Origin of the sequence: Parasphingomonas halimpatiens (assembly GCF_036663795.1) — a bacterium.
Classification (GTDB): Bacteria; Pseudomonadota; Alphaproteobacteria; order Sphingomonadales; family Sphingomonadaceae; genus Sphingomonas.
Genome location: NZ_JAXOJP010000001.1, coordinates 283,932 through 309,097, shown reverse-complemented (window position 1 = coordinate 309,097; position 25,166 = coordinate 283,932). Strand labels below are relative to the sequence as shown.

Here is a 25,166-nt window from a genome sequence, read left to right as displayed (position 1 = left end):
GATTTCGGTAAACTGTGTGCAGAATCGGGGGGTTCGATGGCGCAACTGCTTTACGAAATCTGGGTCAATACCGATGGCACGCGGCGCTCGCTCTGTGCCGTCTCGCCGGTCGATGACGAGCTGCGCGCGCGGCTCGATCGCGGGTACCGGCTGGCGCATCGCTTCTGGGCGGCGTCGCGCTTCGCCGCGCTCCGCGAGGAGCATCGCCGGTTCGGCCAAGGCCCGTTCCGCCCGCGCCCCGGCGAGCGCGACCAGGTCCATGACGAGGCGACCGCCGCAGCGCAACGCGCCTATCTCGCGATCCGCCCGAGCTGCCGCCGCATGCTCGCGCCGGCGGCCGGCGGCGTGGTGCGCCGCGCGCCACCGTGCCGCGAACTGCCGATGCCGCCGCGCGCCCAGGCCGGGCTGTGGCGCTACCGCTTCCGCGCCCGGCGCCGCGCGCTGCGCCACGCCTGTCGGATGCGCACCGCCGCCTGATCGCCGGCGCTACGCATCATCACGGATATTCGGACGCGCTCGATGGTTGTGTAGGCAAAACACATTTCGGAGACCGGCAATGCTCGAACATGTCCCTACCTGGCTCGGCGCCTTGCTGCACAATGTCCGCGCCGGCCATGCCAAGCTCAGCGCGGTCGACCCCCATCTTGCCACCGACAGCTTCATCGACCTGTCGAGCCCGGCCTTCGCCAATGGCGGCCGCCTGGCCGATCGCTTCACCGCCGATGGCGCCGGCGTCTCGCCGCCGCTCAACTGGGGTGAGCTGCCGGCGGCAACGCAGGCGCTGGTGCTGATCGTCGAGGACCCCGACGCGCCGGCGCTACGCCCACTGGTCCATGCCATCGTCGCCGACATGGCGCCCGAGACGCGAGAGTTGGCCGAAGGCACGATCGTCCCCGATGGCGGCGGCGACGATGATCGCGGCGATGTCGGGCTCAACAGCGGCTTCGTCGAGGGCTGGCTGCCGCCCGATCCGCCGCGTGGCCACGGCGAGCATGAATATGTCTTTCAGCTGTTCGCGCTGTCCGAGCGGCTCGATCTCGGCGCCAATCCCGGCCGCACCGCGCTGGTCGCGGCGATGGCGGGCAAGGTGATCGGCCTCGGCCTGCTCACCGGTACCTATTCGCGCGACGCCGAAGCGACCGTACCGATCGGCACGGCAAGCGCGGCGCCCGCCTGATCAGCCGCCCGCGCCGATCGCGGCCCGGGCGACCAGCGACACCGCCATCACGAACAAGGCAAGCACCGGGCTGAGCAGCGCATAGACGCAGACGATGCGACGCAGGCTCGGCGCATAACCGCGCCGCAACAGCAACCAGCCGAACAGCAGCGGCGCGGCAACCAGGCCGAACATCAGCGGCAGGCTCACCAGGCGCGTCAGGTCGGCGCGTTCGCTCGTCAGGTCGTTCGTCACGCAATGTCCTCCCGCATCCCGTCGGCGCCCCTGTGATGTACCGACCCCGTTCCCCATATGCCACCCGACAGGAGAGTTGCATGAAAAGGCCCGTTCCCGCCGAGATCGTCGAACAATGGATGACGCATCTGCGGCTCCAGCGCACGCGCGCCCGCGACATGATCTTCCTGATCGAACAGGGCGCCACGCTGCATGACGGTCGCGAAGGCAAGCCGATGCACGACGCTACCGCGCGCTGGCTGCACGAGCAGCAGACCGTCGTCGCCGATGTCGACCGGCTCGAGGGGCTGTATGACAGCATCAATGGGTGATCGCGCGAACGAACGGGGCGGTGCGACATGCCCGTTGCATGATATAATATAACGCTATACACCCGGCATGTCACGTTCGGGAGAGAGTGCGGATGTCGGGCTGGTCGCGAATTGCCGTCGCCATGGCGTTGCTGCTGTCCCCCGTCGCGGGCGCGGCGCAGACGTCCCCGACCAATAATCCCGGGCTGACCGCACACGTTCGCGGCATCGATGACGCCGCGCATGCCCGCGCGCTCGGGCTCGACACGTTCAAGGTCGAGGTGCGACTGCGCGGCAGCGTCGCCGAGACCAGCATCACCGCGACCTTCGCCAACCCCTCGTCCGAAACACTGGAAGGCGACTTCCGCTTCCAGCTCCCGGCCGGCGCGGTGGTCACCGGCTATGCGCTCGATATCGGCGGCAAATTGGTCGATGGCGTACTGGTCGATCGGCCGCGCGCCCGCGCCGTCTATGCCGAGCGCGTCCGCGCCGGGGTCGACCCCGGTGTCGCCGAAGTGCGCCGCGACGGCCTGTTCGAAACGCATATCTTCCCGATCCCGCCAGGCGGCGGACGGACGATCCGCCTGCGCTTCGTCACCACGATCGGCGCTAGTGGCTATGCCCTGCCGCTGGCGATCGACGCGCCCGCGCATGGCTGGGCAATATGGGTTTCGACCACCGGAGCCACCTTGCCCCCCATCACCCTGCCAAACGGCAAGGCGCCGCAGCCAGCATCAAACGATCCATTTCTAGTCGGGGCATCGGAAAGAGGAACAGGACTTGCCGGCACGCTCGCCATCGCCACCCCGACCGTCGCCGACCTGCTGCTCAGCCGCCACGCCAGCGGCGAGCGCGATGTCGAGCTGGGCGGCGCGCTGCCGACCGGCGCCACGACGCACCCGGCCAGCGTGCGGATCTATTGGGACCGCGCCCGCGCGCGCAAGGACAGCCGCCACGATGCCGAGATCGCGCTGGTTGCGCGCTGGCTCGACACCGTCCGCCCGCAGGCGATCGAGCTGGTCGCGTTCAACAGCAGCGGCGCGCAGCGCCACAGCGTGGCGACCGGCGCGGAAGCGGCGACCTGGCTCGGCGCGCTGACCTATCGCGGTGCGACCAGCCTCGCCGCCATCGCCCATGACGGCGCGGCCGATCGCTGCCTGCTGGTCGGCGGGGGCGCCCCGACGATCGACCGCGATACCGCCTTCGCCGCCGATTGCCGGCTCGACATCGTGAGCAGCGCGCCCGACGCCGACACCGCCTGGCTCGCGCATCTCGCCACCGCGCATGGCGGCCACGCCTTTCGCCTGACCGAGGGCGCCGATGCCGACGCGGTGCTGCGCGGCCTGGCCGGCGGCGTCGCGGGCGTCCGCGCGGTTACCGATCAGGACGGCGCCGCCCTCCCCTTCGTCGCGCTCGACGCCGCGCCCGGCAGCTGGCGCATCCTGACCCGCGCGCCCGAGGCCGGGCCCTTGCTGGTCCGTGTCGGTGGCGAGACCCGCCGCGTCGCGATCGGCGACACCGGCGACCTGGCGCTTCCGCCGTTCGACGGCGCCGGCGCGCTCATCGCCAATGACCAGCTCGCCACGCTGACCGCGACCGAACGCCGCGCCGACTTTCTCGCCCTCAGCCGCCGTTACGGCATCGCCAGCCCGAGCCTGTCGTTCCTCGTGCTGGAGGTACCGCAGGATTATCGCGACGCCGATGTCACCCCGCCGGCCAACTACCCGGCCGAGCTGCGCAACGCGTACAACCGGGCGTTCAAGGCGCTCGCCGGCGAGTCCGATGCGGCGAAGCGCGAGCGGCTGGCGCGCGTGATCCATGACTGGGCCAAGGAAGTGACCTGGTGGAAGAAGCCGTTCAACGCGGACGCGCGGCCAACGCGCGTCGCCACGTCGCGCACTTTCGACCAGACGGAGGCGTACGCCCCGCCACCACCGCCACCTCCCCCGCCGCCACCATCGCCCATGGCCGTGCCATCCATATCGACGGCGCCAGCGCCGTCGGCGCCGACCGCAGCGGCCGCGCCGACGGGCGGGGACAATCGCGGCTACGCGGATGTCGTGGTCACCGCGCAACGCCGGGGCGCGCCCGATCTGGCCAGGAGCGGCGGCAGGAATGGCGTTACCGTCGTGACCGGGTCGCGCACCCGTAACGCCCCAGCCGCAGCGGCGGCACCGGCGATCCAGATCGACGCCTGGCAGCCCGACCGCCCCTATCTCGAACTCTACGACGGCAGGCCGATCGCGTTCGACGAACGCTTCCTTGAGGCCGAGCAGCGCCGTGGCGGCATTCCGGCCTTCTATCTCGACACCGCCGAATGGCTGCGCAAGCATGGCCGCACCAGCGAGGCGGCCGAGATGGTGCTGTCGGCGCTCGACCTGCCCAGCGCCAATGAGGCGACGCTCGGCATCGTTGCCGACCGGCTCGAACGCTATGGCCAGATCGACCGCGCGGTCGAACTGCGCACGCGCCAGGCCGCGCTCGATCCCGATCGGCCACAGCCCAAGCGCCTGCTCGCACTGGCGCTGGCTCGCCGCGCCGCGCTCCAACCCGCAAGCCGCCGAGATCTGGCCCGCGCCGACCTGACCCGCGCGATCCGCCTGCTCGGCGAGGTCGCGGTCGCGCCCAACGATACGCGCTGGGACGGGATCGACATGATCTCGCTGGTCGAGGCCAATGCGCTGATGCCGAAACTGCGCGCGCTCGGCGGCACGCCCGATCTCGACCCGCGCCTGATTGCGCTGCTCGATACCGATATCCGCGTCGTCGTCGACTGGACCACCGATGCCAGCGACCTCGATCTATGGGTCGACGAGCCGACCGGCGAGCGCTCGATCTACAACAACCCGCTCACCGCGATCGGTGGCCATCTGTCGAACGACATGACGCAGGGCTATGGCCCGGAGGAATATCTCCTGCACCGCGCCCGCGCCGGCACCTACACCGTGCAGGCCAATGTCTTCGCGCCCGACGCGCTCGATCCCAACGGCGCCTCGGTGCTGACCGCGCATCTGTTCCGCGATTTCGGCCGGCCGAGCCAGCAGGAGCAGGTCGTCGATATCGAACTGACCCGCGACAGCAATGGCGCGAAAATGCTCGGGCGGATCATCGTGCCGGCCGGCACAGCGCCGGCGAAGTGAAGGGAGACGCGCGATGCAGGACGTGACGATGGTCGTGATCATCTGGCTCGGCGCGCTGACCCAGCTCGCCGCGCCGCGCCACCGCCGCCCGCGTTGGGGTGCCCGGCTTGTGGTCAGTGCGCTGTTCGGCGCCGCGCTGTTCGCGACCTTCGTGGCGATGCTCGGGGGCGCGCGGCTGATCGTCGCGATCGATGCGGTCACGGTCATCGTACTTGCCGCGATCGGCATGCTCGTCACGCTCGGCGCGGCGTTCGGCGCGATGATCGTGCTGCTGCGCGACACCGCGCGGCGCGCGCTGGTCCAGCGCCCCTTGGCATAGTCTGTAGCGGTCGCTACAATACCCCGCACGAGCAGCGAGGGAGCAGCATCATGACCGCGTTTCGAGCCTTGTTAATCGCCATGCTGGCGGTCCTCACCTTCTACACCGCGATCGTCATCGCGCATGACGGGATCAACTTCTTCCCCGCGTTCAATGCCGATCTCCGCGCCATGGCCTGGCCCGGCCAGTTCAATGTCGACTTCAGCTGCTTTCTCCTGCTGTCGGCGCTGTGGGTGGCGTGGCGCCATCATTTCTCAGCGCTGGGGCTGGTATTGTCCGTGGTGGCCTTTTTCGGCGGCTTCGGCTTCCTCGGTATCTATCTGCTGATCGCCAGCTTCCAGGAGCAGGGCGACATCAAGGCGGTGCTGCTCGGCCGCCGACGCGCGCAGGGCTGAGCCGCGCGGCGAAAAGGCCGTTTCGCCGCGGCCGCGCGTCGGGCATAACCCACCTGCTTCCGCGTCAGCCGGTAGCGGGGGAGAACGAGCATGAAGCCCGACATCATTCCGGTCGAACGCGCCGGGCGCGGCATCTTCACGCGGCGCTGGTCGCCCGAAGGACCACCGCGCGCCGCATTGATGATCGCGCATGGCCTGGCCGAACATGGCGGGCGCTATGCCCGGCTCGCCGCGGCGCTGACCGCGATCGGCATCGTGGTTTACGCGCACGACCATCGCGGCCATGGCCCGGCCTGCCCGCCCGCCGATCTGGCCTTCTTCGCCGAGCATGACGGGTGGCGCGCCTGCCTCGATGATATTCATACCGTCGCGCAAACAATTCGCGCCAGCCACCCCGGGCTACCGCTGATCTTCTTCGGCCATTCGATGGGCTCGTTCATGGGCCAGAGCTACATCGCCGAACATGGCGAAGACTTTGCCGGCGCCGTGCTGTCGGGCAGCGCCGGCCCGCCGCCCGCCATCCTGCGCGTCGCCGGGCTGCTGCTCGCGATCGAACGGCTGCGCGTCGGCCCGCGCGGCCATAGCAAGCTGATCCAGAGCCTGATGTTCGACGGACTCAACAAGGCGTTCGAGCCGGCGCGCACCCCCTATGACTGGCTGTCGCGCGACCCGGCCGAGGTCGATGCCTATGCCGCCGACCCGCTATGCGGCTTCCCGCTGACGGCGCAGCTGGCACGCGACGTCGCCGGCGCGCTGGCCGATCTCGGCTCCGCCAAACTGGCGAGCCGTGTGCCAAAGGACCTGCCGCTCTACATCTTCAGCGGCGAACGCGACCCGGTCGGCGCGAAACTGCAGGGGCTGATCGACAGCTACCGCGCGGCCGGCCTGACGCGCCTGACCACGCGCATCTATCCCGATGGGCGGCATGAGATGCTCAACGAGATCAACCGCGACGAGGTGACGCGGGATCTGATCGAATGGGTGGAGGGACTTCTTCCCTAAAATACCTCCCCGGAACGGGGAGGGGGACCATGCGAAGCATGGTGGAGGGGCTGGTCGGGGCGGAAGCAGGCGACAAACGCGACCGGGTCCGTTCGCCCCTCGCCCGGCAAACGCGCCGTTGCGCATTGGGGCTGGAAGATCCCCACCAGCCCCTCCACCACGCGCTGAAGAAGCGCGCGGTCCCCCTCCCCGTGCCGGGGAGGTATTTTTAGAGAGACGCCATCTCCCCCACCTCGCGAAACACCACCGTCGGCCCCGCCGCGACCAGCGCCGCCGGCGCGGCATAGCCCCACAGCACCGCGCCCGAGGCGATCCCCACCGCCCGCGCCGCCTCGACATCGCGCGTCTCGTCGCCGATCGCGATCGTGCGGTCCGGCGCGACCCCGCAGGTCCGCATCGCCTGGCGCAGCTTCTTCGCCTTGCCGAACAGTGAGGTGCCGCAGCCCCAGAATGCGACCCGCCCGGCCAGCGCCTCGCCCAGCACCGCGCGGACATTGCCTTCAGCATTGGAACTGACGATCGCCAGCGCCACGCCGCGCCCGTGCAGCGCGACCAGCGCATCCGCGATACCGGGGAACAGCGCGATCCCGCCAATCTCGCCCGCCATCATTCGCCGCATGTGCCGCGCGATCAGCGGCACCTTCCACATCGGCACGTCGAGCGAACGCATGATCTCGCGCGTCCCCAGCGCACGCATCCCCTCCAGTTCGGCCCGCGACGCCCGCCGCAACCCGAACCGCACCGCCACCGCGTCATAAGCGGCGAAGAACCATTCGGCACTGTCGGCCAGCGTGCCATCGAAGTCGAAGATGGCGAGGTCGTAGGCGTCAATCGTCATGCGAAAGCGGCTTGCCCCGGCTAAGCCAGCCGACCGGGCTCATGACGAGACCGATCAATCCGCCGATGACCGCCTTCACCGCGATACCTTCGAAGTTGCCCGCGAGGAGCCGGTGCGCCACCACCATCGCGACGGCCCCGCCCGCGATCCACGCCGCAACCAGCGCCACGCGTCGGGCCGTGGACTGGCTCTCCCCCTCACTCCGCATCGGCATAAACCTTCACCAATTCCGTCAGCAGCGCCCGCCCGGTGAACACCGCCTTCACCGCCTCACGCTCGTTCAGTCCGTGCGTGCCGTTGCCGTCAGGATCGCCGAACAGCCCCGGCGGGCCGTAGGACGGGATGCCGATCGCCTCGAGGAAGATGCCGTCGGTCGCGCCGGTCGACATGGTCGGGATCAGCGGCACGCCGGGATAATATTTCGCCACCAGCTTCTCCGCCGGGCCGATCACCTTCGGGTCGAGCGGCGGCGGCACCGCCAGCGGGCCGCGCTCACCCTCCGCCGTCACCGTCACGCCCGGGTCGCCGATCGCCGTGACCAGCGCGGCGCGCGTCGACTCGACCGTCTCGCCGGGGATGATGCGGCAATTGATGTTGGCGCCGGCGCGCTGCGGCAGCGCATTGGGGGCATGGCCGCCGTCGATCAGCGTCGCGACGCAGGTCGTGCGCAGCATCGAATGGAAGCTCTTGTCGCGATTGACCACCGCTTCCGCCGCCGCATCGCCCGGGTTCTTCGCCAGCGCGACCATCGCCGCGCCGAGCTCGTCGCCCCGCGCCGCACCGGCACGCGCGAAATAGGCGCGCGTCGTCGGGTTGAAGCGGATCGGGAACTCCAGCGTGCGCACCTTCACCAGCGCATCGGCGAGCTGGTAGATGGCATTGTCGCGCACCGGCGCCGAGCTGTGCCCGCCCGGGTTGGTGGTGGCGATGCGGTAATGCTGCGAGGCCTTCTCGCCGACATGGATGTTGGCGGTGAGCAGCTTGCCATGCCCGTCGGTGCGCCCGCCGCCGCCTTCGTTGAGCGCGAAGCCGGCAGCGATCAGCTCGGGCCGGTTCTTGGCCAGCCACTCGGCGCCGTTGAACGGCGAGCCGCCCTCCTCGCCACAGGTCAGCGCCAGCTTGATCGTGCGTTTGGGGTGAAAGCCGTGCAGGCGGAACCGCGCCATCGCGTCGATCCAGATCGCGTCCATCGCCTTCATGTCGGCGGTGCCGCGGCCGTAGAAATAGCCATTTTCCTCGACCATCACATAGGGGTCGCGCGTCCAGTCGGCGCGCTTCGCCGCGACCACGTCGAGATGGCCGAGCAGCAGCAGCGGCTTCAGCGTCTCGGACGTGCCGCGCAGGATGACGACCAACCCGCCCTCCTTCGGCCGCTCGGGCACGGCGAAACGCGTGATGTCGGGATCGCGATAGCCGTTCGCGCGCAAATGCTGCTCGATCTTGTCGGCCAGCGCGGTGCAGCTGCCGGTGGTCGCGCTGGTGTCGGTCTCGACCAGCGCGCGATACAGGTCGCGGAACTCCGTCTCGTCGTGCGTCAGCGGGCTGCTTTGCGCCTGTGCGGCGAGCGGCAATACCAACGCCGCGATCCCGGCCAACCATGTCGTCTTGCGCATCATTGCCCCCTTGCGTGCGTGATGCGCGATTGGAGCATGCGGCGCGGCGGAAGGGAAGCGGGCTTGTCGGCCTCGCCCCGTAAGGCGAAATACCGCTGCGGCGTGTCCGGGCTCCACATGTCGAGCTCCTGCGCGCGGACGTCGTAATGGCCCGGCTGATGGTCGCACTAGCCTGCCACCCATGGCCGCCGGGGCGACATCGCCCGGCTCAGGAGCGCCCTGGTCGTAACTGCCGTCGACAATCTCGATCCGCCCAGGCTGTCGCGGTTCAGGCCCGTGTCGCAAACGGCATGATGAGTTGTTGCGCGGAAGCCTCCGCAATCAATTCGCCATCCTCTCTTCGGAATTCAGCACGCACCGTGATCATCTGCTTTGTCGCAGCAATCACCCGTGCCTCGATCAAGAGTGAATGCGCGCGACCGACGCGCACATAGTTCATTTGAAGATTGACGGTCCGGAAGAGGGCATCAGCCGGCACTGCCGTCATGGTCGCGAAAGCGAGCGCCTGATCCGCAAGGGCCGCCAGAAAACCGCCAAACATCGAGCCGTCGGCATTCAGAAGCTCCGGCGTCGGATCCCACTTTTTCCTGATCCACCCTTCGCCCCATTCGTCCAGGGTACCGAGCCCGAGGGTTTGCACCACGGGTGGCGGTGTTGCTTCGCCCCGTTTGAGTGCCTCGAGACGTTCCGTCGCCCAGGTCATTTTCATCTTACAACCATGCGGGCCATCGTTTTGCGTGGCATTGGCCCTTTGCGTGCGTGATGCGCGATTGGAGCATGCCGCGCGACGAAGGGGAAGCGCGCCCGTCCGCTTCACGCCATGAGAAAATGTCCGGGCAGCGCCGACTATTCGTGCTTTGTTGCGCCCAGCAGCGATCGTTAGCCTGCTCCCCACATGAGGATACCCGGGAGAAGCAACGTCTCCGCGGGCGAGACGCGGGGGAACGATGATGCGCCGGATATGGTTGATTCTTGCCTTTGTCCTGGGCCTTTCGGGTGCAGCGGTCGTCATGCCGGAGAACACCGTCGCCGCGCCCGCCCAAGCGCCGGCTGCCCCTCCCCCGCAGGCGGCGGAAACACGCACCGTCGGCATCTGGCAGCCGCCGTCAGGGCTGAAGCAGATTCCGATCTGGCCCGGCGCCGCGCCGGACATGGCGGGCGTACCCCGGCCGGCGGAAAACCTGCTGATCAAGCAGACCCCCGACGCGATCGGCGGCACGACGTCCGAGGCGGTGTTCGACGTGACCGCGCCGACCATGACGGTGTATCCGCCGCGCGGCCGCAACACCGGCGCGGCGATGGTGGTGTTTCCCGGCGGCGGCTTCCAGGTCCTGGCGATCACCATCGAGGGCACCGAGATTTGCGACTGGATCACCGCCAGGGGCATCACCTGCATCCTGTCGAAATACCGCGTCCCCAACAGCAACCACCATTGGGACGCCGCGTGCAAATGTGGCGTTACCCCGAAGGTCGCCTTCGCGCTGCAGGATGCCCAGCGCACCATCCGGCTCGTCCGGTCGCAGGCCGCTTCGCTGCACGTCGACCCGCACAAAATCGGCGCGATCGGCTTTTCGGCCGGCGGCTATCTGGTCGCCCAGACCAGCAACATCCTCGCGCCAGCCTATAAGCCCGTCGATGCGGTCGATCGCGTCAGCAGCCGGCCCGACTTTGCGCTGGCCTTCTATCCCGGCCATCTCTGCCGCCCCGGCAACCGGCTCGATCCCGGCATCCACGTCACCCGCCAAACCCCGCCGACCTTCCTGATGCAGGCATGGGACGACCCGGTCGACGATATCTGCAACAGCACGCTCTATGCCCGCGCGCTCGACGATGCCGGCGTGCCGAGCGAGGTGCACCTGTTCGCCAAGGGCGGCCACGCCTTCGCGCTGCGCCGCACGCCGCATGCCGTCGCGATGTGGCCCGCGCTGGTAGAGCGGTGGCTCGCAGAAATCGGGGTGCTGTAGCTGGGGCGGCGAGCCTTTTGAAAGTCGCACTCACGGCATTACCGGTCGAGCAGTCACCTACAGTCTTGCCGCAACCGTGCCCGGACGCACTGGCATCCGGCACGACCACGGGTTAGCCTTGGCAATTGTCGATGATACCGTAAGAGCGGGGAGCTGTCGTGACGCGCGCAAGGATCCTGATAGGCATCGTGCTGGTCTGGATGACGGGCATCGCGCTGTTTCTTGCCATCACCCATGCGCCGCACAGCCACCATGACATGCCGAAGACACCCAGGGCATTCGTCGAACGCCTTGGCCATATCGCGACCGGCATGTCCTATGATGCGGTGGTCGGCCTGATCGGCCCACCGCGCGAGACGCGTGCGGAGCCCGCCGGCACCCGGCGCTGTGAATGGTATATCGGCATCAAGGGGGAAGGCGAATTCTTCGATATCGGCTTCAGCCTCGCGCACACCAATCAGTACATCGTCGTCATTTTCGACCGTCGCAACCGCGTCGTCTCAAAAGAGCTGCGGGAAGTCTTCATGCCGTTTGATTAGGCCCAGGCGATATGCGGCGCCCGAGCAGATAGCTGGCCACCGCGCAAAGCCCGGCGGCGAGCACCGTCGCCGACGACATCAGGGCTACGCCCGGACCGTCGGAATCGTCGAAGAAGTCCGTGACCAACAGGATACTCAACATCGCCAGCCCGCCCGCCACCATGCTGGCAAGGCAGAACAGCCAGAAGCGCCCGGCGCCGCTGAGCGTCGCGGTCACGGCCCCGGCGGCAAGCGCGGGCAGCAGCGCCAGGCCGACGATCGGTCCGACAGCCAGGCCGGGAACGTCGATCACCCGGAAGAGAAACATCACCGCCGCGAACAACAGGCCGATCGGGCCGCCGCCAACCAGACAGACGATGGCGAAGCTGAGGATCGGCTGCAACAGGACAAAGACTGCAAAGGTCGCGATCTCGGGTCGCCACGCAACAATGAAAGCCGGAACCCGCCGCATGGCGAAGGATATGCGCCAGCGTCTCGCTGACGGTCAATGACTGGCGGCGATGCCGCCGTAATGCATGCCACGACCCCGCGCGCTACGGCGCTCGTCTGGAGAACGTGGATCGATTCACGTAACGTCGCCAGAGCGTCGGCGTCCCGAAAAACCCGGGAAGATGTGCTAGTTCACATCGGGCATCCAGTCCTCGCGGGCATGTCGTACCCCCAGGATTATCACCATGTCGCCCGCGCCCAGCTCGTACACGATCACATGAGATCTATAGGGATAGGCGCGCACGGGTGGGTCGATTTCCTCGCGCAGGCGTGCCGCGCGAGGGTATTCGGCCAGAAATTCAAAGGTGCTGGTCAACCCCTCATGATAGCGGTCGGCCTGCTCAAGCCCGAATTGCGCCAGCCCCTCAAGGAAAATTCCCGCAATGTCGCCTGACGCTGCGGGAGCAAGCCGATAGTTCGGCACGCTCAGCCTTCGAGTCCCGCCTGCCGCAAGGCGCGAGCACGAATGTCGCTCATGGTATCGTCACTGATTCCGCCCGCGCGCGCTTCGTCCACCAGGTATTGCATATGTGCAATCTTCGCGGTTCGCTCCTGATCGCGACGGATCAGGTCGCGCACATAGTCGCTCGCATTGCTGTAGCGGCCCGTCTCGGCCTGCGCCTCGACCCAGCCCTTCATCGGGTCGGGGAGGGAAATGTTCATGGTCGCCATTACGCTATCTCCTGCCCCGCCTTATGGCAGTTTTTGACAATCTTTGTCAAAAATCGCGTTGCGCCATTTTCGATCCGCCATTGCAAGGGGCCGACAAGCATGAAAGCGCTTTTCAGTCTGGAAACTAAAAATCCACCGCGAACGACAGCGTCGCGCTGCGTGGCCGGGTCGGGGTGTATTGCGTCTCGGTCCGCACCGAAAAGGGGTTGCCGAAGGCGAAGCTGTCGCCGCGCGCGTCGAACAGATTGTCGATCGACAGCGTCGCGCGCATCCGCCCGCGCGTCGCGGCGAGCGCGACATCGGCCTCGCCGAACCCGCCCATGCGCCGGTCGAGCCCGGGGTCGAAGCTGAGCCGCGACGGGCCGCCATAACGCGCCGCGATGCTCGGCTCGATGCTCCAGCCATGCCAGTCATGCTGCCATGCCAGCGCCAGCCGCCCGGCCACGTCGGGCACGACCGGCAGCCGCAGGTCGGTGAGCAGCTTGGTCCCGTCCTCCGCCCGCGTCAGCCGCGCGCGCTGCAGTGTGCCGCCGCCGCTCAGCGTCCAGCCGCCGCCGGCATGCCAGGCCAGCGACCCTTCCATGCCCATGATCAGCGCATCGCCGACATTGTGCGTCGTGAGCAGGCCGTTGGGCAGCAGATAGTCCGACTGCATGTGCAGCCAGCGCGTGCGATAGGCCCCGAAATCGAGCGTCAGCGAACCGCGCAGCGCGGTGCCGCGCACGCCGATATCGATATTGCTCAGCTGGTCGGCGTCATAACGGTGCGTCACGCTGTTGGCCGGATCGAGCCCGCCGGGGCGAAAGGCGGTGGCGACGCGCGCATAGACCAGGCCGCCGCCCGAGGTCGCCAGCGACAGCGAGGCGCTGGGCGTAATGCCGACGGTCGATGCGCCATTGGCGTTGTTGTTGGCATTGTCGGCCTTGCCGGCCTTTTCGGCGCGACCGTCCTCGGCGGCGGAGTGAAACACGCGCGCGCCAATCGCGGCGCGCAGCCGCGGCGCGATGCGCAACGTCGCCTCGCCATAGACCGCCACCTCGCTGACATTGCGGTGCAGGTCGAGGATGCCGAGCGTCGCGTCGCCCGGCGGTCGCAACGCGCCCGCGACGGTGATCGTCGAATGGAGATAGGACAGGCCGACGATCCAGCTCAGCCGGCGATCGGCGGTGCTGGCGATGCGCAGTTCCTGGTCGACCAGCGCATAGTCGCGCTCCTCATGATAGGCGAGCGGCGCGGCGGCGCCGAGCAGCGCGGCCGAGGCCGAGGCATCGTCGGTGCGCGCGATATGCTGCGCGGTGAAGCTCGACGCAAAGGTCAGCGTCGCCGCGCCGAGCGGGCCGGTGACCGTCGCGGCCGCCTGGTGGATGTCGCCCTGGCGCGGCTCGGGCAGCCGCGGCGTGCGCACCAGATCCTCGCCGAGCCGGTCGATATAACGGCTGTCGCGCGCGGCGACTGATTGCGTCAGCCCGGTCAGCGACACGCGCCATTCGCCGAGATCGAGCCGCCCGGCCAGTCGTGCGCCCCAGGTGCGCGTCTGGTTGAGCGCAGCGCGCCCGCCGACATTCTTGATCCAGCCCGAGGCCAGCTCGCCATAGGCCACCGCGCGCACCGCGCCCTGCCCGTTCGCCACCGGCAAATTGACCATCGCCTCGGCCGAAGAGCCCGGCCCGCCGGCCTCGACCGCGCCGAGATCGTAGCGGAAGCGCGCCGCCGGCGCGGCCGGGTTGGGCGCGTTGAGCACCACGCGGTACACCCCGCCCAGCGCGCCGGTGCCGTAGAGCGGCCCCTGCGGGCCCTTGAGCAGTTCGACCCGCGCGACATCGACCAACCGCAAATCGGGGTCGGGCGCGTCGAAGGTCGCGCGCGCCTCATCGATCTCGACGCTGACCGGCGACTGGCCATAGCCGCTGAACGGCGTGTCGGCGACGCCGCGGATGAACAGCCGGCCGGCATCGGGCCCGGCATCGATCGCGGTCAGCCCCTCGACGGTGCGCGCCACGCTGCGCGATCCCGCGCTCGCGCCGCTGCGGTTGGCACGCGTCGGCACATAGACCGCGACCGGGCCGGGCAGGCTCGATTCGGGCTCGGCGATCTTGCGCGCGGTGACCACGACATCGGGGATCGGCGCGGGATAGGGATAGTCCGGCACGATATAGTGCGGCGGCGGCTTGTAATGTTGCCGCGCGACGATGCGATAGGCGGTCGGCGAGACGCGCCGCGCGCGCCACGCGGTGCCGGAAAGCAGCTTGTCCAGCGCCCTGGCCACGCTCATCCGCCCGCGCACATCGGGGGTGCGCAGATAGGGCAGCCCGCCCTCGGTGCCGATGCTTACCCCGGTCTGCGTCGACAGCGCGGCGATCGACTGGGCCAGCGTCGCGGCGGGCAGATCGATATAGATGTCGCGATCGGCGGCATGCAGCGCCGTCGGCGCAAGGCTAACGCCCGCTACGATCGCCCAGCTTAACCGTGTCGCCATCGACCTTGGCATCGAGTCCCATCAAAACCGCCAGCGACCTGGCCATCGTCACGCGGTCGCCGATCGCCATGGCGCCCGAAAAGCGCCGGTCGGCATCGCGCGGATCGACCGTGACCCGGCCGCCCGCGTAGCGCGCGATGTCGGCCGCGACCAGCGCCAACGGTACGCGGTCATAAACCAGCCGGCCGCCGCGCCATGACGCGACGTCGCCCGACGCGGCAAGCCCGGTCTCGACCGTGCTGCCCGCCACCAGCACACGGTGCCCGGCAACGATCGGCACCGCCGCCCGGCCCTGCGGCGCCACCGCGACCTCGCCCTCGGCAACCGCGACGCGCACCGTGTCGCTGTCGGCCGCCATCTCGAAGCGCGTGCCGACATCGCTGACCGTCACGCCATTGGCGGTGATCGTCACCGGCCGCGACGGATCGTGCCGGATCGAAAAGAATGCCGTGCCGTCGAGCGTCAGCTGGCCGCCCTGCGCCGCCAGCCGCGTCGCCGGGGCGAGCGTCGCCTCGGCACCGTCGGCAAAGGCGATGGTACGGCGCTCGCCCGCGCCGGTCTGCCACGTCGACGCCGCCACCGGGGACTGTGTCGCCGGCACCGCGACCATCACCGCCGCCAGCGTCGCGGCAATCGCGCCGCCCAGTGCGCCGGCGGCGATCCCGCGGCGGCGCCACCACGGTGTCGGCGCGGGTGCCTCGAGCAAACCGGTCAGCGTGTCGCGATGCTCGTCGACCAGCGCATCGGCCAGCGCGACGGTATCATAGGCACGGGCGTTGGCGGGGTCGGCCTCGAGCCAGGCGGTGAAGCGATCCCAATCGGCGTCGTCGCGCGACAGCATCGCGTGCCACGCCACTGCCTCCCGCATCTGATCGCCCTCGTTCATCCCAAACCCCGGAATGGCGCGCATCATGCGTCACCGATTCGCATTATAGGTGCCGCCATCATGTCATCACCGCAGTCCGCCGTCATCGTCGGCCAGCGCGCGCCGCAGATGCGCCATCGCGACGGCGATATGCTTCTCGACCCCCGAGCGGCTGATGCCCAGTTGCTGCGCGACCTGTTCGTGCGACAGCCCCTCGAACTTGTGCAGCCGAAAGGCGCGCCCTGCCGCCGGCGGCAGGTTGGCGATCGCCGAGGCCAGGGCGGCGGCCTCCTCGCGCGCGATCATCGCGGCATCCGCGGCAGGCGCATCGTCCTCGGGCTCGGTCACCGCGCCATGGCGCAACGTGATCCAGGCCCGGTCGCGCGCCGCCCCGCGCAACGCGGCACGCCGCCGCGCCAGCACGAGATTGTTGGCCATGCGAAAAAGATAAGCGCGCGCATGGCTCACCGGGCCGCTCGTCCCGGCCTGCGCGGCGAGCCACAATTCCTGCATCAGATCCTCGGCCTCGGTCGCATCGCCCGAGCGCGCCGCGAGGAAGCGCCGCAACGCCGCGCGGTCCGCGTCATAGGCCGCGAGCAGGCCGGCGGCAGGGGGTGGATCCGAGCTGTCCATGGCGTGGGCCGCCGCCTTGCACCAGCGGTCCGGCGGCGGCAAGCCGCACCGACGCCGCCCCATTTCCGCCGTTAAGTGAGCACGGCATGGGCAATTTCTCCCGCCAGGGGGTGAACTGCGGTTTCGCTGCAGCGCGGCATCCTAGCTGCGACAGGTACCAAAAGGTGCGCCGGGGGGCAGCGCCTATCTGGGGATAGATTTTGCGGATTGTCGATGTCTGTGCCTTCTACACACCGCATGGCGGTGGCGTGAGAACCTATGTCGAGCGCAAGCTGCGCGCGGCACCGGCGCTGGGCCATGAGATGATCATCCTCGCGCCGGGCGAGACCGACAGCGTGACCGAAATCGGTCGCGGCGGCCGGCTGGTGACGATCGCCGCGCCGACCTTTCCGCTCGACCGCAAATATCGCTGGTTCGACGACGAGCGCCGGCTCCACGCCGCGCTCGACGCGCTGCAGCCCGATCTGGTCGAGGCTTCCTCGCCCTGGTCGAGCGCGGCGATGGTCGGCCGCTGGCAGGGGTGGGCACCGCGCGCGCTGGTGATGCACGCCGATCCGCTCGCGGCCTATGCCTATCGCTGGTTCGGCCGCGTCGCCAGCATCGCGACGATCGATCGCGGCTTCGACCGCTTCTGGCGCCACCTGCGCAGCCTCGACCAGCAGTTCGACCTGGTGGTCAGCGCGAGCGGCGGCCTGTCCGACCGGCTGCTCGCCGGCGGCGTCAGCAAGGTCATCACCGAGCCGATGGGGGTCGAACCCGGCATCTTTTCGCCGGCGCACCGTTCCGCCGAGCTGCGCCGCGAGATGCTGGCGCGCTGCGGCCTGGGCGAGGACGCCACCTTGCTGCTCGGCGTCGGGCGTTTCGCCGCCGAGAAACGCTGGCAGATGGTCGTCCGCGCCGCCGCCGCCGCCGGGCGCGATCGCCCGATCGGGCTGATGCTGATCGGCAATGGCAGCGACCGCGCCCGCGCCCGGCTCGAAAAGATCGCCGCCGGCTCCGGCCATGTCGCGATCGGCGGGCCGCTGTCCGACCGCGGCGAGCTCGCCGCTGTGCTGGCGAGCGGCGACGCGCTGGTCCATGGCTGCGAGGCCGAGACCTTCTGCATGGTGGCGAGCGAGGCGCGCGCCAGCGGCTTGCCGCTGATCGTGCCCGATCGCGGTGGCGCGCACGACCAGCGCCTGGCCGGCGCCGGCCTGTCCTACGCCTCGGGCGACGAGCGCGCGCTGACCAATGCGGTGCGGATCTTCGCCGATCGCGGTGTCGCGCTGCAACGCCAGCGCGCCATCGCCGCCGCCGGCGTGCGCACGATGGACCAGCATTTCGCCGCGCTGTTCGCGCGCTATGCCGCGCTGGTACCGGCCGACCGGCTGCGCATCGCGGCCTGAGCCACCGACCGTCGGCAGCGTGGGAAATGCGCGCACGTCACGTCCGCGCGAAGTAATTGACGGAGCCTGCGACACAGACGCGCCACTTAGAGCGTGATGACATTGCGGGGCAAGGCTTGCCGCGCGCCCCGGCCGCAGCGGAGTCGCGACTAGCCAAAAATGCTAGCCAGGGCGCAATACCGCAACTTTGGACCTTGTTTTTCTGGACAATTTGCGGGGTGCTCGTTAACCGCGCTTCGCCCCGATATCATCGTGGTAGCGGGGTTCTTTAATATAAATCAAAAACGGGGGATCCAAAAACGGGGGATCCAATGAAGAAGTTTTTCGCGCTGGCCGCAGTGCTGGCGTTCGTTCCGTGCGCCGCGATGGCGCAGGACGGCGATGCCACGCTCGTCGGTGTCCGCGCCGAAGCACGCATCGGTTATGAAACGCCGACCATCAGCGACAGCGGCTCGATCTACAAGATCGGCAGCGCAGTGTCCTATGGCGGCGAGCTCGGCTTCGATTTCAAACTCGGCAAGACCGTCCAGGCCGGACCTTATGCGGTTACGAGTTTTCGAGCGTCAGCCTGTGCAACGGCGGCGCCTGCGTCAAGGAGCAGGGCAATCTCGGTGCCGGTCTGCGCGTCGGCGTCGCAGTCTCGCCCAAGGTCGTGATCTACGCCAAGGGCGGCTATGCCCGGATCAGCTTCAAGGCGACCTCGGGCAACTTCTCGGCGACCGACAGCAAGGGTGGCGTGCAGGGTGCGCTCGGCGTCGACGTCAACCTCAGCAAGCATGTCTATCTGATGGCCGACCTGAACTATGGCGATTACGGCAATTTTGGCGGCGTCAACCTGGCGCACCGCCACGTCGGGGGCGGGGTCGGCTTCCGCTTCTGAGCGGTAGCACGATCATGGCTTGAAGAAGGGGCGTCCGGGTTCGGGCGTCCCTTTTTCATCGGCACCTTCCGCCGACGGGCGCGGGCCGGGGAACGCATGAAAACCCCCGGGCATGCGGCGCCCGGGCACATCGTTCGCTGCGAAAGGGGGTGCGCAACGGGCGGCGGAGGCGATAGCGTGGGGTATGTCGCGGTCCAGAATCACCGTTCGCCAGCTCAGTTACTTCGTCGCGCTGGCCGATTGCGGCAGCTTCACCCGCGCGGCGGAGCGGATGGACGTGTCGCAACCATCGCTGTCGCAACAGATCCGCCTGCTCGAAGCCGCCGTCGGCGCGACGCTGGTCGAGCGCGGCGGGCCGGCGATCCTGACGCCCATGGGCCGCGACCTGCTGGCGCGCGCGCGCCGGATACTGCTGGAGGTCGCCGAGCTGGAGGAATTCGGCACCACCGCCGCCGACCCGCTCAGCGGAACGATCCGGCTCGGCGTGTCGCCGACGCTCGGCGCCTATCTGCTGCCGAGCCTCGTCGCGCGGCTGCACCGCGAACATCCCACGCTGCGCGTCCATGTCCGCGAGGGCCTGCCGACCGCGCTGGCCGAGGGGCTGGCGACCGGTCTGCACGACGTCATCCTCGCGCAACTGCCGGTCGCCGGGCGCAGCTTCCACAGCGAGCGGTTGTTCCGCGAGCCGCTCTACCTCGCCATGGCGTCGGACCATCCGCTGCGCGCCCGCACGATCATCGCGCCGGCCGATCTGCGCGGCACCAGCCTGCTCACCCTGCTGCCCGAATATCGCATGGCCGAGCAGGTCGCGGCGATCGCCGCCGCGGTCGGGGCGACGGTGCTGCGCGACTACCAGGGCACCAGCCTCGACGCGATTCGCCAGATGGCCGGCATGGGCATGGGCCTCGCGCTGCTGCCCGAACTCTATGTCCGGCAGGAAATCCGCGAGGGCGACGATGTCGTCGTCCGGCCGATCCGCGGCGGGCGCTATTATCGCGAGATCGGGCTCTTGTGGCGGCAGGGCGCGGGGCGCGCGCCGGCCTATGGCCTGATCGCCGACCTGCTGCGCGATGTCATAGGAAAATCCTATCGATAGAATAAGCATCGCTGTCTTGTGCCAATGACGCCATTGACCGATTTTCCGCCCGCACCTTCAGCGAGGATCGGATGGCGGGTCAACGGATCGAATGGCGGACGGCGATGGGGTGGCTGGCGGAGATCGTCGGCCCCGACACGCCCTATATCCGGCTCGGCATCGTGTTCGGCGCGGCGATCAGCCTGTTGTCGCTGGCCACGCCGATCTCGGTCCAGCTGCTGATCAACAGTGTCGCCAACACCGCCTTGCCCGCGCCGCTATGGACGCTGTCGGGGCTGCTGCTCGCGCTGCTGCTGCTCGTCACCGGCCTCAGCGCGGTGCGGGTATGGATGATGGCGCTGTTCGAGCGACGCCTGTTCGCGCGCATCGTCGCGGAGATCACGCTGCGCGCGGTCCATGCGCAGAACCCGTTCTTCGCCGACCAGAATCGCGGCGACCTGTTCAACCGCTATTTCGACCTGGTGGTGGTGCAAAAGGCTGTGCCGAGCCTCGTCATCGGCGCCTTCACCATCATCCTGCAATCGGCGGTCGGGCTGGTCGTGACGAGTTTCTATCACCCCTTCTTCCTCGGCTTCAACGCGCTGCTGCTGCTCGTCATCCTCGCCATCTGGCTCTTATGGTCGCATGGCTCGATCCGTTCGGCGGTGGCGCTGAGCCATGCCAAGCACGCGGCGGCGCACTGGCTGGAAAGCGTCGGCAGCTCGAACGGTTTCTATAAGTCGAGCCGCCATCTCGATTTCGCGATGGACCGGTCGGAGGCGGTGACCGCGACCTATGTCGACCGCCACCGGCGCTATTTCCGCTACAGCTTCACGCAGACCGTGGCGTTCCTGCTGCTCTATGCCTTTGCCAGCGCCGCGCTGCTCGCACTGGGCGGCAGCCTGATCCTGCGCGGCGAGCTGTCGATCGGCCAGCTCGTCGCCGCCGAACTGATCCTCAGCGGCGTGTTCTACGGCGTGTCGCAACTCGGCGGTTATCTCGATTCACTCTACGATCTCGTCGCCAGCGCCGAGGAACTGTCGCTGCTCTTCGCGATCCCGCAGGAGCGCCCCGTCGCCGCCGCCGGCCAGGCGCCAAACCACGGCGCGATCCGGCTCGACGGCGTGGTAGTGGACGGCGCCCGCTTCGATTTCGCGCTCGAGGCGGGCGAGCAGCTCGTCACGCTGGCCGATGGCGGGGCGGAACGCCTGCTGGCGATGGTGCTGAAACGCCATATCGTGCCCGAGCGCGGGCTGGTGACGGTCGGCGGCGCCGACATGGCGGCGTTCGACATGTATCTGCTGCGCTCCGAGATCCTCGTGCTCGACCGGCCGACCATCGTCGAGGTGACGATCCGCGAATATCTCGCGCTCGCCGCCGCCGATGCCACCCCCGACGTCATGCTGGAGGCGCTCGACGCGCTTGGCCTGCGCGCGCGCATCGCCGGGCTGCCGCAAGGCCTCGACACGCGGCTCGCCGGGTCGGGCTATCCGCTGTCGATCGGCGAGGTGATGGCGCTGAAGCTCGCCAATGCGTTGCTCGTCCGGCCGCATGTGCTGGTCTTGTCGCCGCTGTACGACCTGTTGCCGACCGATCGTCTGCTCGGCGTGCTGCGCCGCCTGAAACAGGCCGGGACGACGGTGCTGCTGTGCACCGGCCGGCCCGAGGACATCGCGCTGGATGGCTGGTTCCATCTCGGCCCGCGCGAACAGCGCCGCTTCGCCAGTTGCGCGGCGTTGCTCGCCGCCGCCCGACCGGGGGTTGCATGATGCCGTACCAGCCTGATCGCCTGGCGCATTTCCCGACGCTGGCGGCGATGAAACCGCCCAGGCTTGCGCGTGTGCTCGCCGCGATGCTGCTCATCGGCATCGCGCTCGCCATCGCGATCATGGCGCTGGTGCCCTGGGTGCAGACCGCCAGCGCCGCCGGCCAGGTGGTCGCGCTCGACCCCGACGATCGGCCGCAACAGGTCACCGCGTTGGTCCCCGGCCGGGTCGATCGCTGGTATGTGCATGACGGCCAGCATGTCGCGCGCGGCGACCCGATCGCGCGGGTCAGCGATCTCGACCCCGACCTGATCGCCCGCCTCGCCGCCGAGCGCGCCCAGGTGCAGGCCGAGATCGCCGCGATCAGCCAGAGCCGCGCGGTCGCCGGCATCGACGTGGCGCGCACCGGCCAGTTGCTCGCCGAGGGGCTGGCGGCGCGGCGCGATTATGAGCAGACCCAGATCAAGGTCGCCGATGCCGGCGCCAAGCTCGCCGAGGCGCGCGCCAAGCTCAACCGCATCGACATCCAGCTCAACCGCCAGTCGGCGCAACTGGTGCGCGCGCCGCGCGACGGCCGCATACAGCAGCTCAACGCCGTCGGCGGCAGCGCGCTGGTCGCGCCCGGCACGGTGCTGGCGGTGATCGCCCCCGAACGGGTCGAACGCGCGGTCGAGCTCTATGTCGATGGCCGCGACCTGCCGCTGGTCCGCGCCGGCCGCCCGGTCCGGCTGGAGTTCGAGGGCTGGCCCGCCATCCAGTTCAGCGGCTGGCCGTCGGTGGCGCAGGGCATGTTCGACGGGCGCGTGCGCGCGATCGACCCCAATGCCGCGCCCGACGGCACCTTCCGCATCCTCGTCGAGCCGCAACCCGGCAAGCCGGCCTGGCCCGGCGGCATCTTCGTGCGCCCCGGCGGCAAGGTGCGCGGCTGGGTGCAGGGCGAGCGTGTGCTGGTCGGTTATGAACTGTGGCGCCAGCTCAACGATTTCCCGCTCGAATTCGGCCATCGCCCCACCGCCGCCAAGGACGCGGGCGGCGCGGCACCGGCAAAGGACGCGGCGCCACCCAAAGGTGAGGACGACAAGGCAAAAAAGTCATGATCCGCTTGCTCGCGTTCCTGCTGCTCGCGCTTTCGCCATCGGCGGCCGGTGCCGCCACCCGCCCCGCCCCGCTCGCCCCGGCGCCAGCACCCGCACCGCCCACCGCGCCGGCGCCGCTGACGCTGGACGAGGTGCTGAGCGCGTCCGCGCGCGCCGCGCCGCAGATCATCGAGGCGCTGGCCCGCATCCGCCAGGCCGAGGGGCGCGCGCTCGCCGCCGAGGGGGCGTTCGACACCGTGTTCGATCTCGACGCCCGCTCGCGCGTCGCCGGCTATTATGACGGCACCGTCGTGGAAGGGCGCGCGACGCGCCCGCTGACCGGCAATGGCGGCTATGTCTATGGCGGCTACCGCGCGTCGCGCGGCACCTTCCCGGTCTATGAGGACCAGGCCTATACCAACCGGCGCGGCGAGGCGAAGGTCGGCGCGGTGTTCGCCCTGCTCCGCGACCGCGCGATCGACGAGCGCCGCACCCGCCGCACGCTCGCCGGCAGCGATATCGACATCGCGCGGCTCGAGGCGGAAATGGCGGCGATCGGCGTGCAGCGCCGCGCGGTCGATGCCTATCAGAACTGGGTCGCGACCGGCCTGCGGCTGCGCGCCTATCGCGAGCTGTTGCAGCTCGCCGAGCAACGCCGTGGCGCCATCGCGCGACAGGTCACGCTCGGCGCCCGCCCCGCCATCCTGCTGACCGAGAACGACCAGAACCTCGTGCGACGCCGCGCGCTGGCATTGCGCGCGGAACAGGACTTCGCCGTCGCCGCCAATGCACTGTCGCTCTATTTGCGCGACGAGCAGGGCGCACCGCTCACCGTCGCGGCGGAGCGGTTGCCGCCCGACGCCACCGCGCTGGCGGGTCTCGGCCCGGTCACGCGGCAGGCGCCCGCCGCCCGCCCCGATTACCGCGCGATCATGGCGCGGATCGACCAGGCCGCCGCGCGGCTGATGCTGGCCGAGAATGATCTTGCCCCGCGGCTCGACCTGCGCGGCGAGCTGGGCAAGGATGTCGGCGCGGTCGGTCGCGGCGGCGCGAGCCGTACCCCGCTGGAGGCGGCGATCGGCTTTCGCCTGACCGTGCCGTTGCAGAACCGCGCCGCGCGCGGCCGCGTCGCCGAGGCGCGCGCCGAGGTCGGCGCGCTCGACCAGCGCAGCCGCTTCCTGCGCGAGCAGATCGCGATCGAGGTCGAGTCGATCGTCATCGCCGCCGACGCGGCCGAACGGCTCGTCGCCACCGCGCGCGAGGAACGCGACCTTGCCGAGCAACTGGCGGCGGCCGAACGACGCCGCTTCGCGCTCGGCTCGGGCGACTTCTTCCTCGTCAACCAGCGCGAGGAAACCGCCAATGACGCGCGCCTGCGGCTGATCGATGCACAGGCGCGCATCGCGGCGACACGCGCCGAACTCGCCGCGACCACCGCCGACCGCGCCGCGCTACGGCTGGAGCGGTGAGTCGGGCGCGGTCAAAGGCCGGGCACCTGGGCCCGACGGCGAAAGTTCTTCACCGCAGCGATTGCAGGTATCGCGCCGCATTTCTCGCCTGGGCGCGCTGGTAAGGCACTTGGCTGCCCCTCGTCATAGGCCGGAATACGGGTTTCTCGCCCCCTCTAACCGAGCTTGACGCGGGTCACCTGTGTTGAAGCAAGATTGCTTGCGCGTGTCTCCGTAACGCCTAATGTCACGGCCTTGCATCGGCTATTTTTCGGGCCTGTCGCAGCAGGAGCCGAAAAGACTTTCGACTTACTGTTCCCTGATATTGGCAGAGGAAGCACCTTGTTCCGGATGGTCGTCAACGCAGCATTCGCGCTGCTTGCTCCGCTTTCATTGTCCGGATGCAGTCTTGCTGACATAAGCAGATGCGATGCAGGATCGGAAGTCGATACCACCGAACTGATTGCTCAAGCTGCAGAAAATATTGCCACACAGAGCCGTTACTCGAATGACGCCGATATTATCAGGTACAATAACGCGGAAGACGTTATATCGAGCAATCCAAATTGCTGTTTTGTATATCAAAACAATACTGCACAGTTTGGAAAATTGCAACTTCCCTTCGACGATCAAATAATCGTCCTGATATACTACCAGAAACTCAAAACAGGTCATCGAAGGTACTATCAACAATTTACCGATATGCAACCGTGTCCGGAGAATCGAGAAATATCCGAATCTCCTCATGAGGATAAATATCACGATCAGTTTGTTAAGATGTACCGACCAATTGATCACAAATCGGCGCATGATGAACCGCACTAATTAACGATACAGCGGTCATATGCAATTAAATGGACGCCATAATTAGGTCGAGTTCGCAATGTCGG

General features: G+C 68.6%; 28 protein-coding genes. 17 read left to right on the top strand and 11 right to left on the bottom strand.

Annotated features, from left to right (window positions below):
• Positions 1 to 36: 36 nt before the first annotated feature.
• Both U1839_RS01465 and U1839_RS01460 read left to right on the top strand, forming a co-directional pair.
• A complete protein-coding gene (locus U1839_RS01465) occupies positions 37 to 477 on the top strand; it encodes a hypothetical protein (RefSeq protein WP_332801897.1) in 441 nt (146 codons plus the stop codon).
• A 79-nt stretch (positions 478 to 556) separates the two neighbouring features.
• A complete protein-coding gene (locus U1839_RS01460) occupies positions 557 to 1,177 on the top strand; it encodes a YbhB/YbcL family Raf kinase inhibitor-like protein (RefSeq protein ID WP_332801896.1) in 621 nt (206 codons plus the stop codon).
• On the opposite strand, the gene U1839_RS01455 is transcribed toward U1839_RS01460, so the two are convergent.
• On the bottom strand, positions 1,178 to 1,411 hold the full coding sequence (locus U1839_RS01455) for a hypothetical protein (RefSeq protein WP_332801895.1): 234 nt from the start codon (positions 1,409 to 1,411) through the stop codon (positions 1,178 to 1,180).
• Between the two features lie 80 nt (positions 1,412 to 1,491).
• Here U1839_RS01455 and U1839_RS01450 point away from each other — a divergent pair, with 80 nt between their 5' ends.
• The 5 genes from U1839_RS01450 to U1839_RS01430 all read left to right on the top strand — a co-directional run bounded on the left by U1839_RS01450 (position 1,492) and on the right by U1839_RS01430 (position 6,557).
• The gene (locus tag U1839_RS01450) at positions 1,492 to 1,722 is read left to right on the top strand and encodes a hypothetical protein (protein ID WP_281129706.1); all 231 of its coding nucleotides are present in this window, start codon (positions 1,492 to 1,494) and stop codon (positions 1,720 to 1,722) included.
• Between the two features lie 122 nt (positions 1,723 to 1,844).
• On the top strand, positions 1,845 to 4,841 hold the full coding sequence (locus U1839_RS01445) for a DUF2135 domain-containing protein (RefSeq protein ID WP_332801894.1): 2,997 nt from the start codon (positions 1,845 to 1,847) through the stop codon (positions 4,839 to 4,841).
• 13 nt (positions 4,842 to 4,854) lie between these two features.
• Positions 4,855 to 5,160: a hypothetical protein gene (locus U1839_RS01440; protein WP_332801893.1), complete on the top strand. Its 306-nt coding sequence runs from the start codon at positions 4,855 to 4,857 to the stop codon at positions 5,158 to 5,160.
• Between the two features lie 50 nt (positions 5,161 to 5,210).
• Complete coding sequence (locus U1839_RS01435; RefSeq protein WP_281129710.1) at positions 5,211 to 5,555, top strand: hypothetical protein; 345 nt, start codon at positions 5,211 to 5,213, stop codon at positions 5,553 to 5,555.
• Positions 5,556 to 5,645: 90 nt separating this feature from the next.
• Positions 5,646 to 6,557, top strand: a complete 912-nt coding sequence (locus U1839_RS01430; protein WP_332801892.1) for an alpha/beta hydrolase — start codon at positions 5,646 to 5,648, stop codon at positions 6,555 to 6,557.
• Between the two features lie 208 nt (positions 6,558 to 6,765).
• On the opposite strand, the gene U1839_RS01425 is transcribed toward U1839_RS01430, so the two are convergent.
• The 4 genes from U1839_RS01425 to U1839_RS01410 all read right to left on the bottom strand — a co-directional run bounded on the left by U1839_RS01425 (position 6,766) and on the right by U1839_RS01410 (position 9,717).
• Positions 6,766 to 7,395 (bottom strand): HAD hydrolase-like protein, encoded by a 630-nt coding sequence (locus tag U1839_RS01425; protein WP_332801891.1) that lies wholly within the window; start codon positions 7,393 to 7,395, stop codon positions 6,766 to 6,768.
• Positions 7,385 to 7,564, bottom strand: coding sequence for a hypothetical protein (locus U1839_RS01420; RefSeq protein WP_332801890.1), 180 nt, complete (start codon positions 7,562 to 7,564; stop codon positions 7,385 to 7,387). The genes U1839_RS01425 and U1839_RS01420 overlap by 11 nt, the downstream gene beginning before the upstream one ends.
• 28 nt (positions 7,565 to 7,592) lie before the next feature.
• Positions 7,593 to 9,011: a M20/M25/M40 family metallo-hydrolase gene (locus tag U1839_RS01415; RefSeq protein ID WP_443030554.1), complete on the bottom strand. Its 1,419-nt coding sequence runs from the start codon at positions 9,009 to 9,011 to the stop codon at positions 7,593 to 7,595.
• A 265-nt stretch (positions 9,012 to 9,276) separates the two neighbouring features.
• Positions 9,277 to 9,717: a PaaI family thioesterase gene (locus tag U1839_RS01410; RefSeq protein WP_332801888.1), complete on the bottom strand. Its 441-nt coding sequence runs from the start codon at positions 9,715 to 9,717 to the stop codon at positions 9,277 to 9,279.
• 301 nt (positions 9,718 to 10,018) lie between these two features.
• On the opposite strand from U1839_RS01410, the gene U1839_RS01405 reads away from it, so the two are divergent.
• Together U1839_RS01405 and U1839_RS01400 are read left to right on the top strand one after the other, a co-directional pair.
• Entirely contained in the window at positions 10,019 to 10,972 is a 954-nt protein-coding gene (locus tag U1839_RS01405) for an alpha/beta hydrolase (RefSeq protein WP_332801887.1), read from the top strand.
• A gap of 200 nt (positions 10,973 to 11,172) precedes the next feature.
• Complete coding sequence (locus tag U1839_RS01400; RefSeq protein ID WP_332801886.1) at positions 11,173 to 11,511, top strand: hypothetical protein; 339 nt, start codon at positions 11,173 to 11,175, stop codon at positions 11,509 to 11,511.
• Here the strand turns inward: U1839_RS01400 and U1839_RS01395 are convergent.
• The 6 genes from U1839_RS01395 to U1839_RS01370 form a co-directional block, all read right to left on the bottom strand.
• On the bottom strand, positions 11,495 to 11,893 hold the full coding sequence (locus tag U1839_RS01395) for a hypothetical protein (protein WP_332801885.1): 399 nt from the start codon (positions 11,891 to 11,893) through the stop codon (positions 11,495 to 11,497). The genes U1839_RS01400 and U1839_RS01395 overlap by 17 nt on opposite strands.
• 234 nt (positions 11,894 to 12,127) lie before the next feature.
• Positions 12,128 to 12,424 (bottom strand): type II toxin-antitoxin system RelE/ParE family toxin, encoded by a 297-nt coding sequence (locus tag U1839_RS01390; protein ID WP_332801884.1) that lies wholly within the window; start codon positions 12,422 to 12,424, stop codon positions 12,128 to 12,130.
• 2 nt (positions 12,425 to 12,426) lie between these two features.
• Positions 12,427 to 12,672 (bottom strand): type II toxin-antitoxin system ParD family antitoxin, encoded by a 246-nt coding sequence (locus U1839_RS01385; protein ID WP_332801883.1) that lies wholly within the window; start codon positions 12,670 to 12,672, stop codon positions 12,427 to 12,429.
• Between the two features lie 124 nt (positions 12,673 to 12,796).
• Entirely contained in the window at positions 12,797 to 15,148 is a 2,352-nt protein-coding gene (locus tag U1839_RS01380) for a TonB-dependent receptor (protein ID WP_332801882.1), read from the bottom strand.
• On the bottom strand, positions 15,108 to 16,061 hold the full coding sequence (locus tag U1839_RS01375; protein ID WP_332801881.1) for a FecR family protein: 954 nt from the start codon (positions 16,059 to 16,061) through the stop codon (positions 15,108 to 15,110). Before U1839_RS01375 ends, U1839_RS01380 begins: the two co-directional genes overlap by 41 nt.
• A 39-nt stretch (positions 16,062 to 16,100) precedes the next feature.
• A complete protein-coding gene (locus U1839_RS01370; RefSeq protein WP_332801880.1) occupies positions 16,101 to 16,646 on the bottom strand; it encodes an RNA polymerase sigma factor in 546 nt (181 codons plus the stop codon).
• A gap of 200 nt (positions 16,647 to 16,846) precedes the next feature.
• Between U1839_RS01370 and U1839_RS01365 the strand changes: the two genes are divergently transcribed.
• The 8 genes from U1839_RS01365 (at position 16,847) to U1839_RS01330 (ending at position 25,101) form a co-directional block, all read left to right on the top strand.
• Positions 16,847 to 18,031: a glycosyltransferase gene (locus U1839_RS01365; RefSeq protein ID WP_332801879.1), complete on the top strand. Its 1,185-nt coding sequence runs from the start codon at positions 16,847 to 16,849 to the stop codon at positions 18,029 to 18,031.
• 311 nt (positions 18,032 to 18,342) lie between these two features.
• A complete protein-coding gene (locus tag U1839_RS01360) occupies positions 18,343 to 18,687 on the top strand; it encodes a hypothetical protein (protein WP_332801878.1) in 345 nt (114 codons plus the stop codon).
• On the top strand, positions 18,684 to 18,911 hold the full coding sequence (locus U1839_RS01355) for an outer membrane beta-barrel protein (RefSeq protein ID WP_332801877.1): 228 nt from the start codon (positions 18,684 to 18,686) through the stop codon (positions 18,909 to 18,911). Before U1839_RS01360 ends, U1839_RS01355 begins: the two co-directional genes overlap by 4 nt.
• A gap of 184 nt (positions 18,912 to 19,095) precedes the next feature.
• A complete protein-coding gene (locus tag U1839_RS01350) occupies positions 19,096 to 20,007 on the top strand; it encodes a LysR substrate-binding domain-containing protein (protein ID WP_332801876.1) in 912 nt (303 codons plus the stop codon).
• A 71-nt stretch (positions 20,008 to 20,078) separates the two neighbouring features.
• A complete protein-coding gene (locus U1839_RS01345) occupies positions 20,079 to 21,755 on the top strand; it encodes an ABC transporter transmembrane domain-containing protein (RefSeq protein ID WP_332801875.1) in 1,677 nt (558 codons plus the stop codon).
• Positions 21,755 to 22,849 carry an efflux RND transporter periplasmic adaptor subunit gene (locus U1839_RS01340; RefSeq protein ID WP_332801874.1) on the top strand — a complete coding sequence of 365 codons (1,095 nt, stop codon included), beginning with the start codon at positions 21,755 to 21,757 and terminating at the stop codon, positions 22,847 to 22,849. The genes U1839_RS01345 and U1839_RS01340 overlap by 1 nt, the downstream gene beginning before the upstream one ends.
• Complete coding sequence (locus tag U1839_RS01335) at positions 22,846 to 24,297, top strand: TolC family protein (RefSeq protein ID WP_332801873.1); 1,452 nt, start codon at positions 22,846 to 22,848, stop codon at positions 24,295 to 24,297. Before U1839_RS01340 ends, U1839_RS01335 begins: the two co-directional genes overlap by 4 nt.
• Before the next feature lie 165 nt (positions 24,298 to 24,462).
• Positions 24,463 to 25,101 carry a hypothetical protein gene (locus tag U1839_RS01330; protein WP_332801872.1) on the top strand — a complete coding sequence of 213 codons (639 nt, stop codon included), beginning with the start codon at positions 24,463 to 24,465 and terminating at the stop codon, positions 25,099 to 25,101.
• Positions 25,102 to 25,166 lie beyond the last annotated feature (65 nt).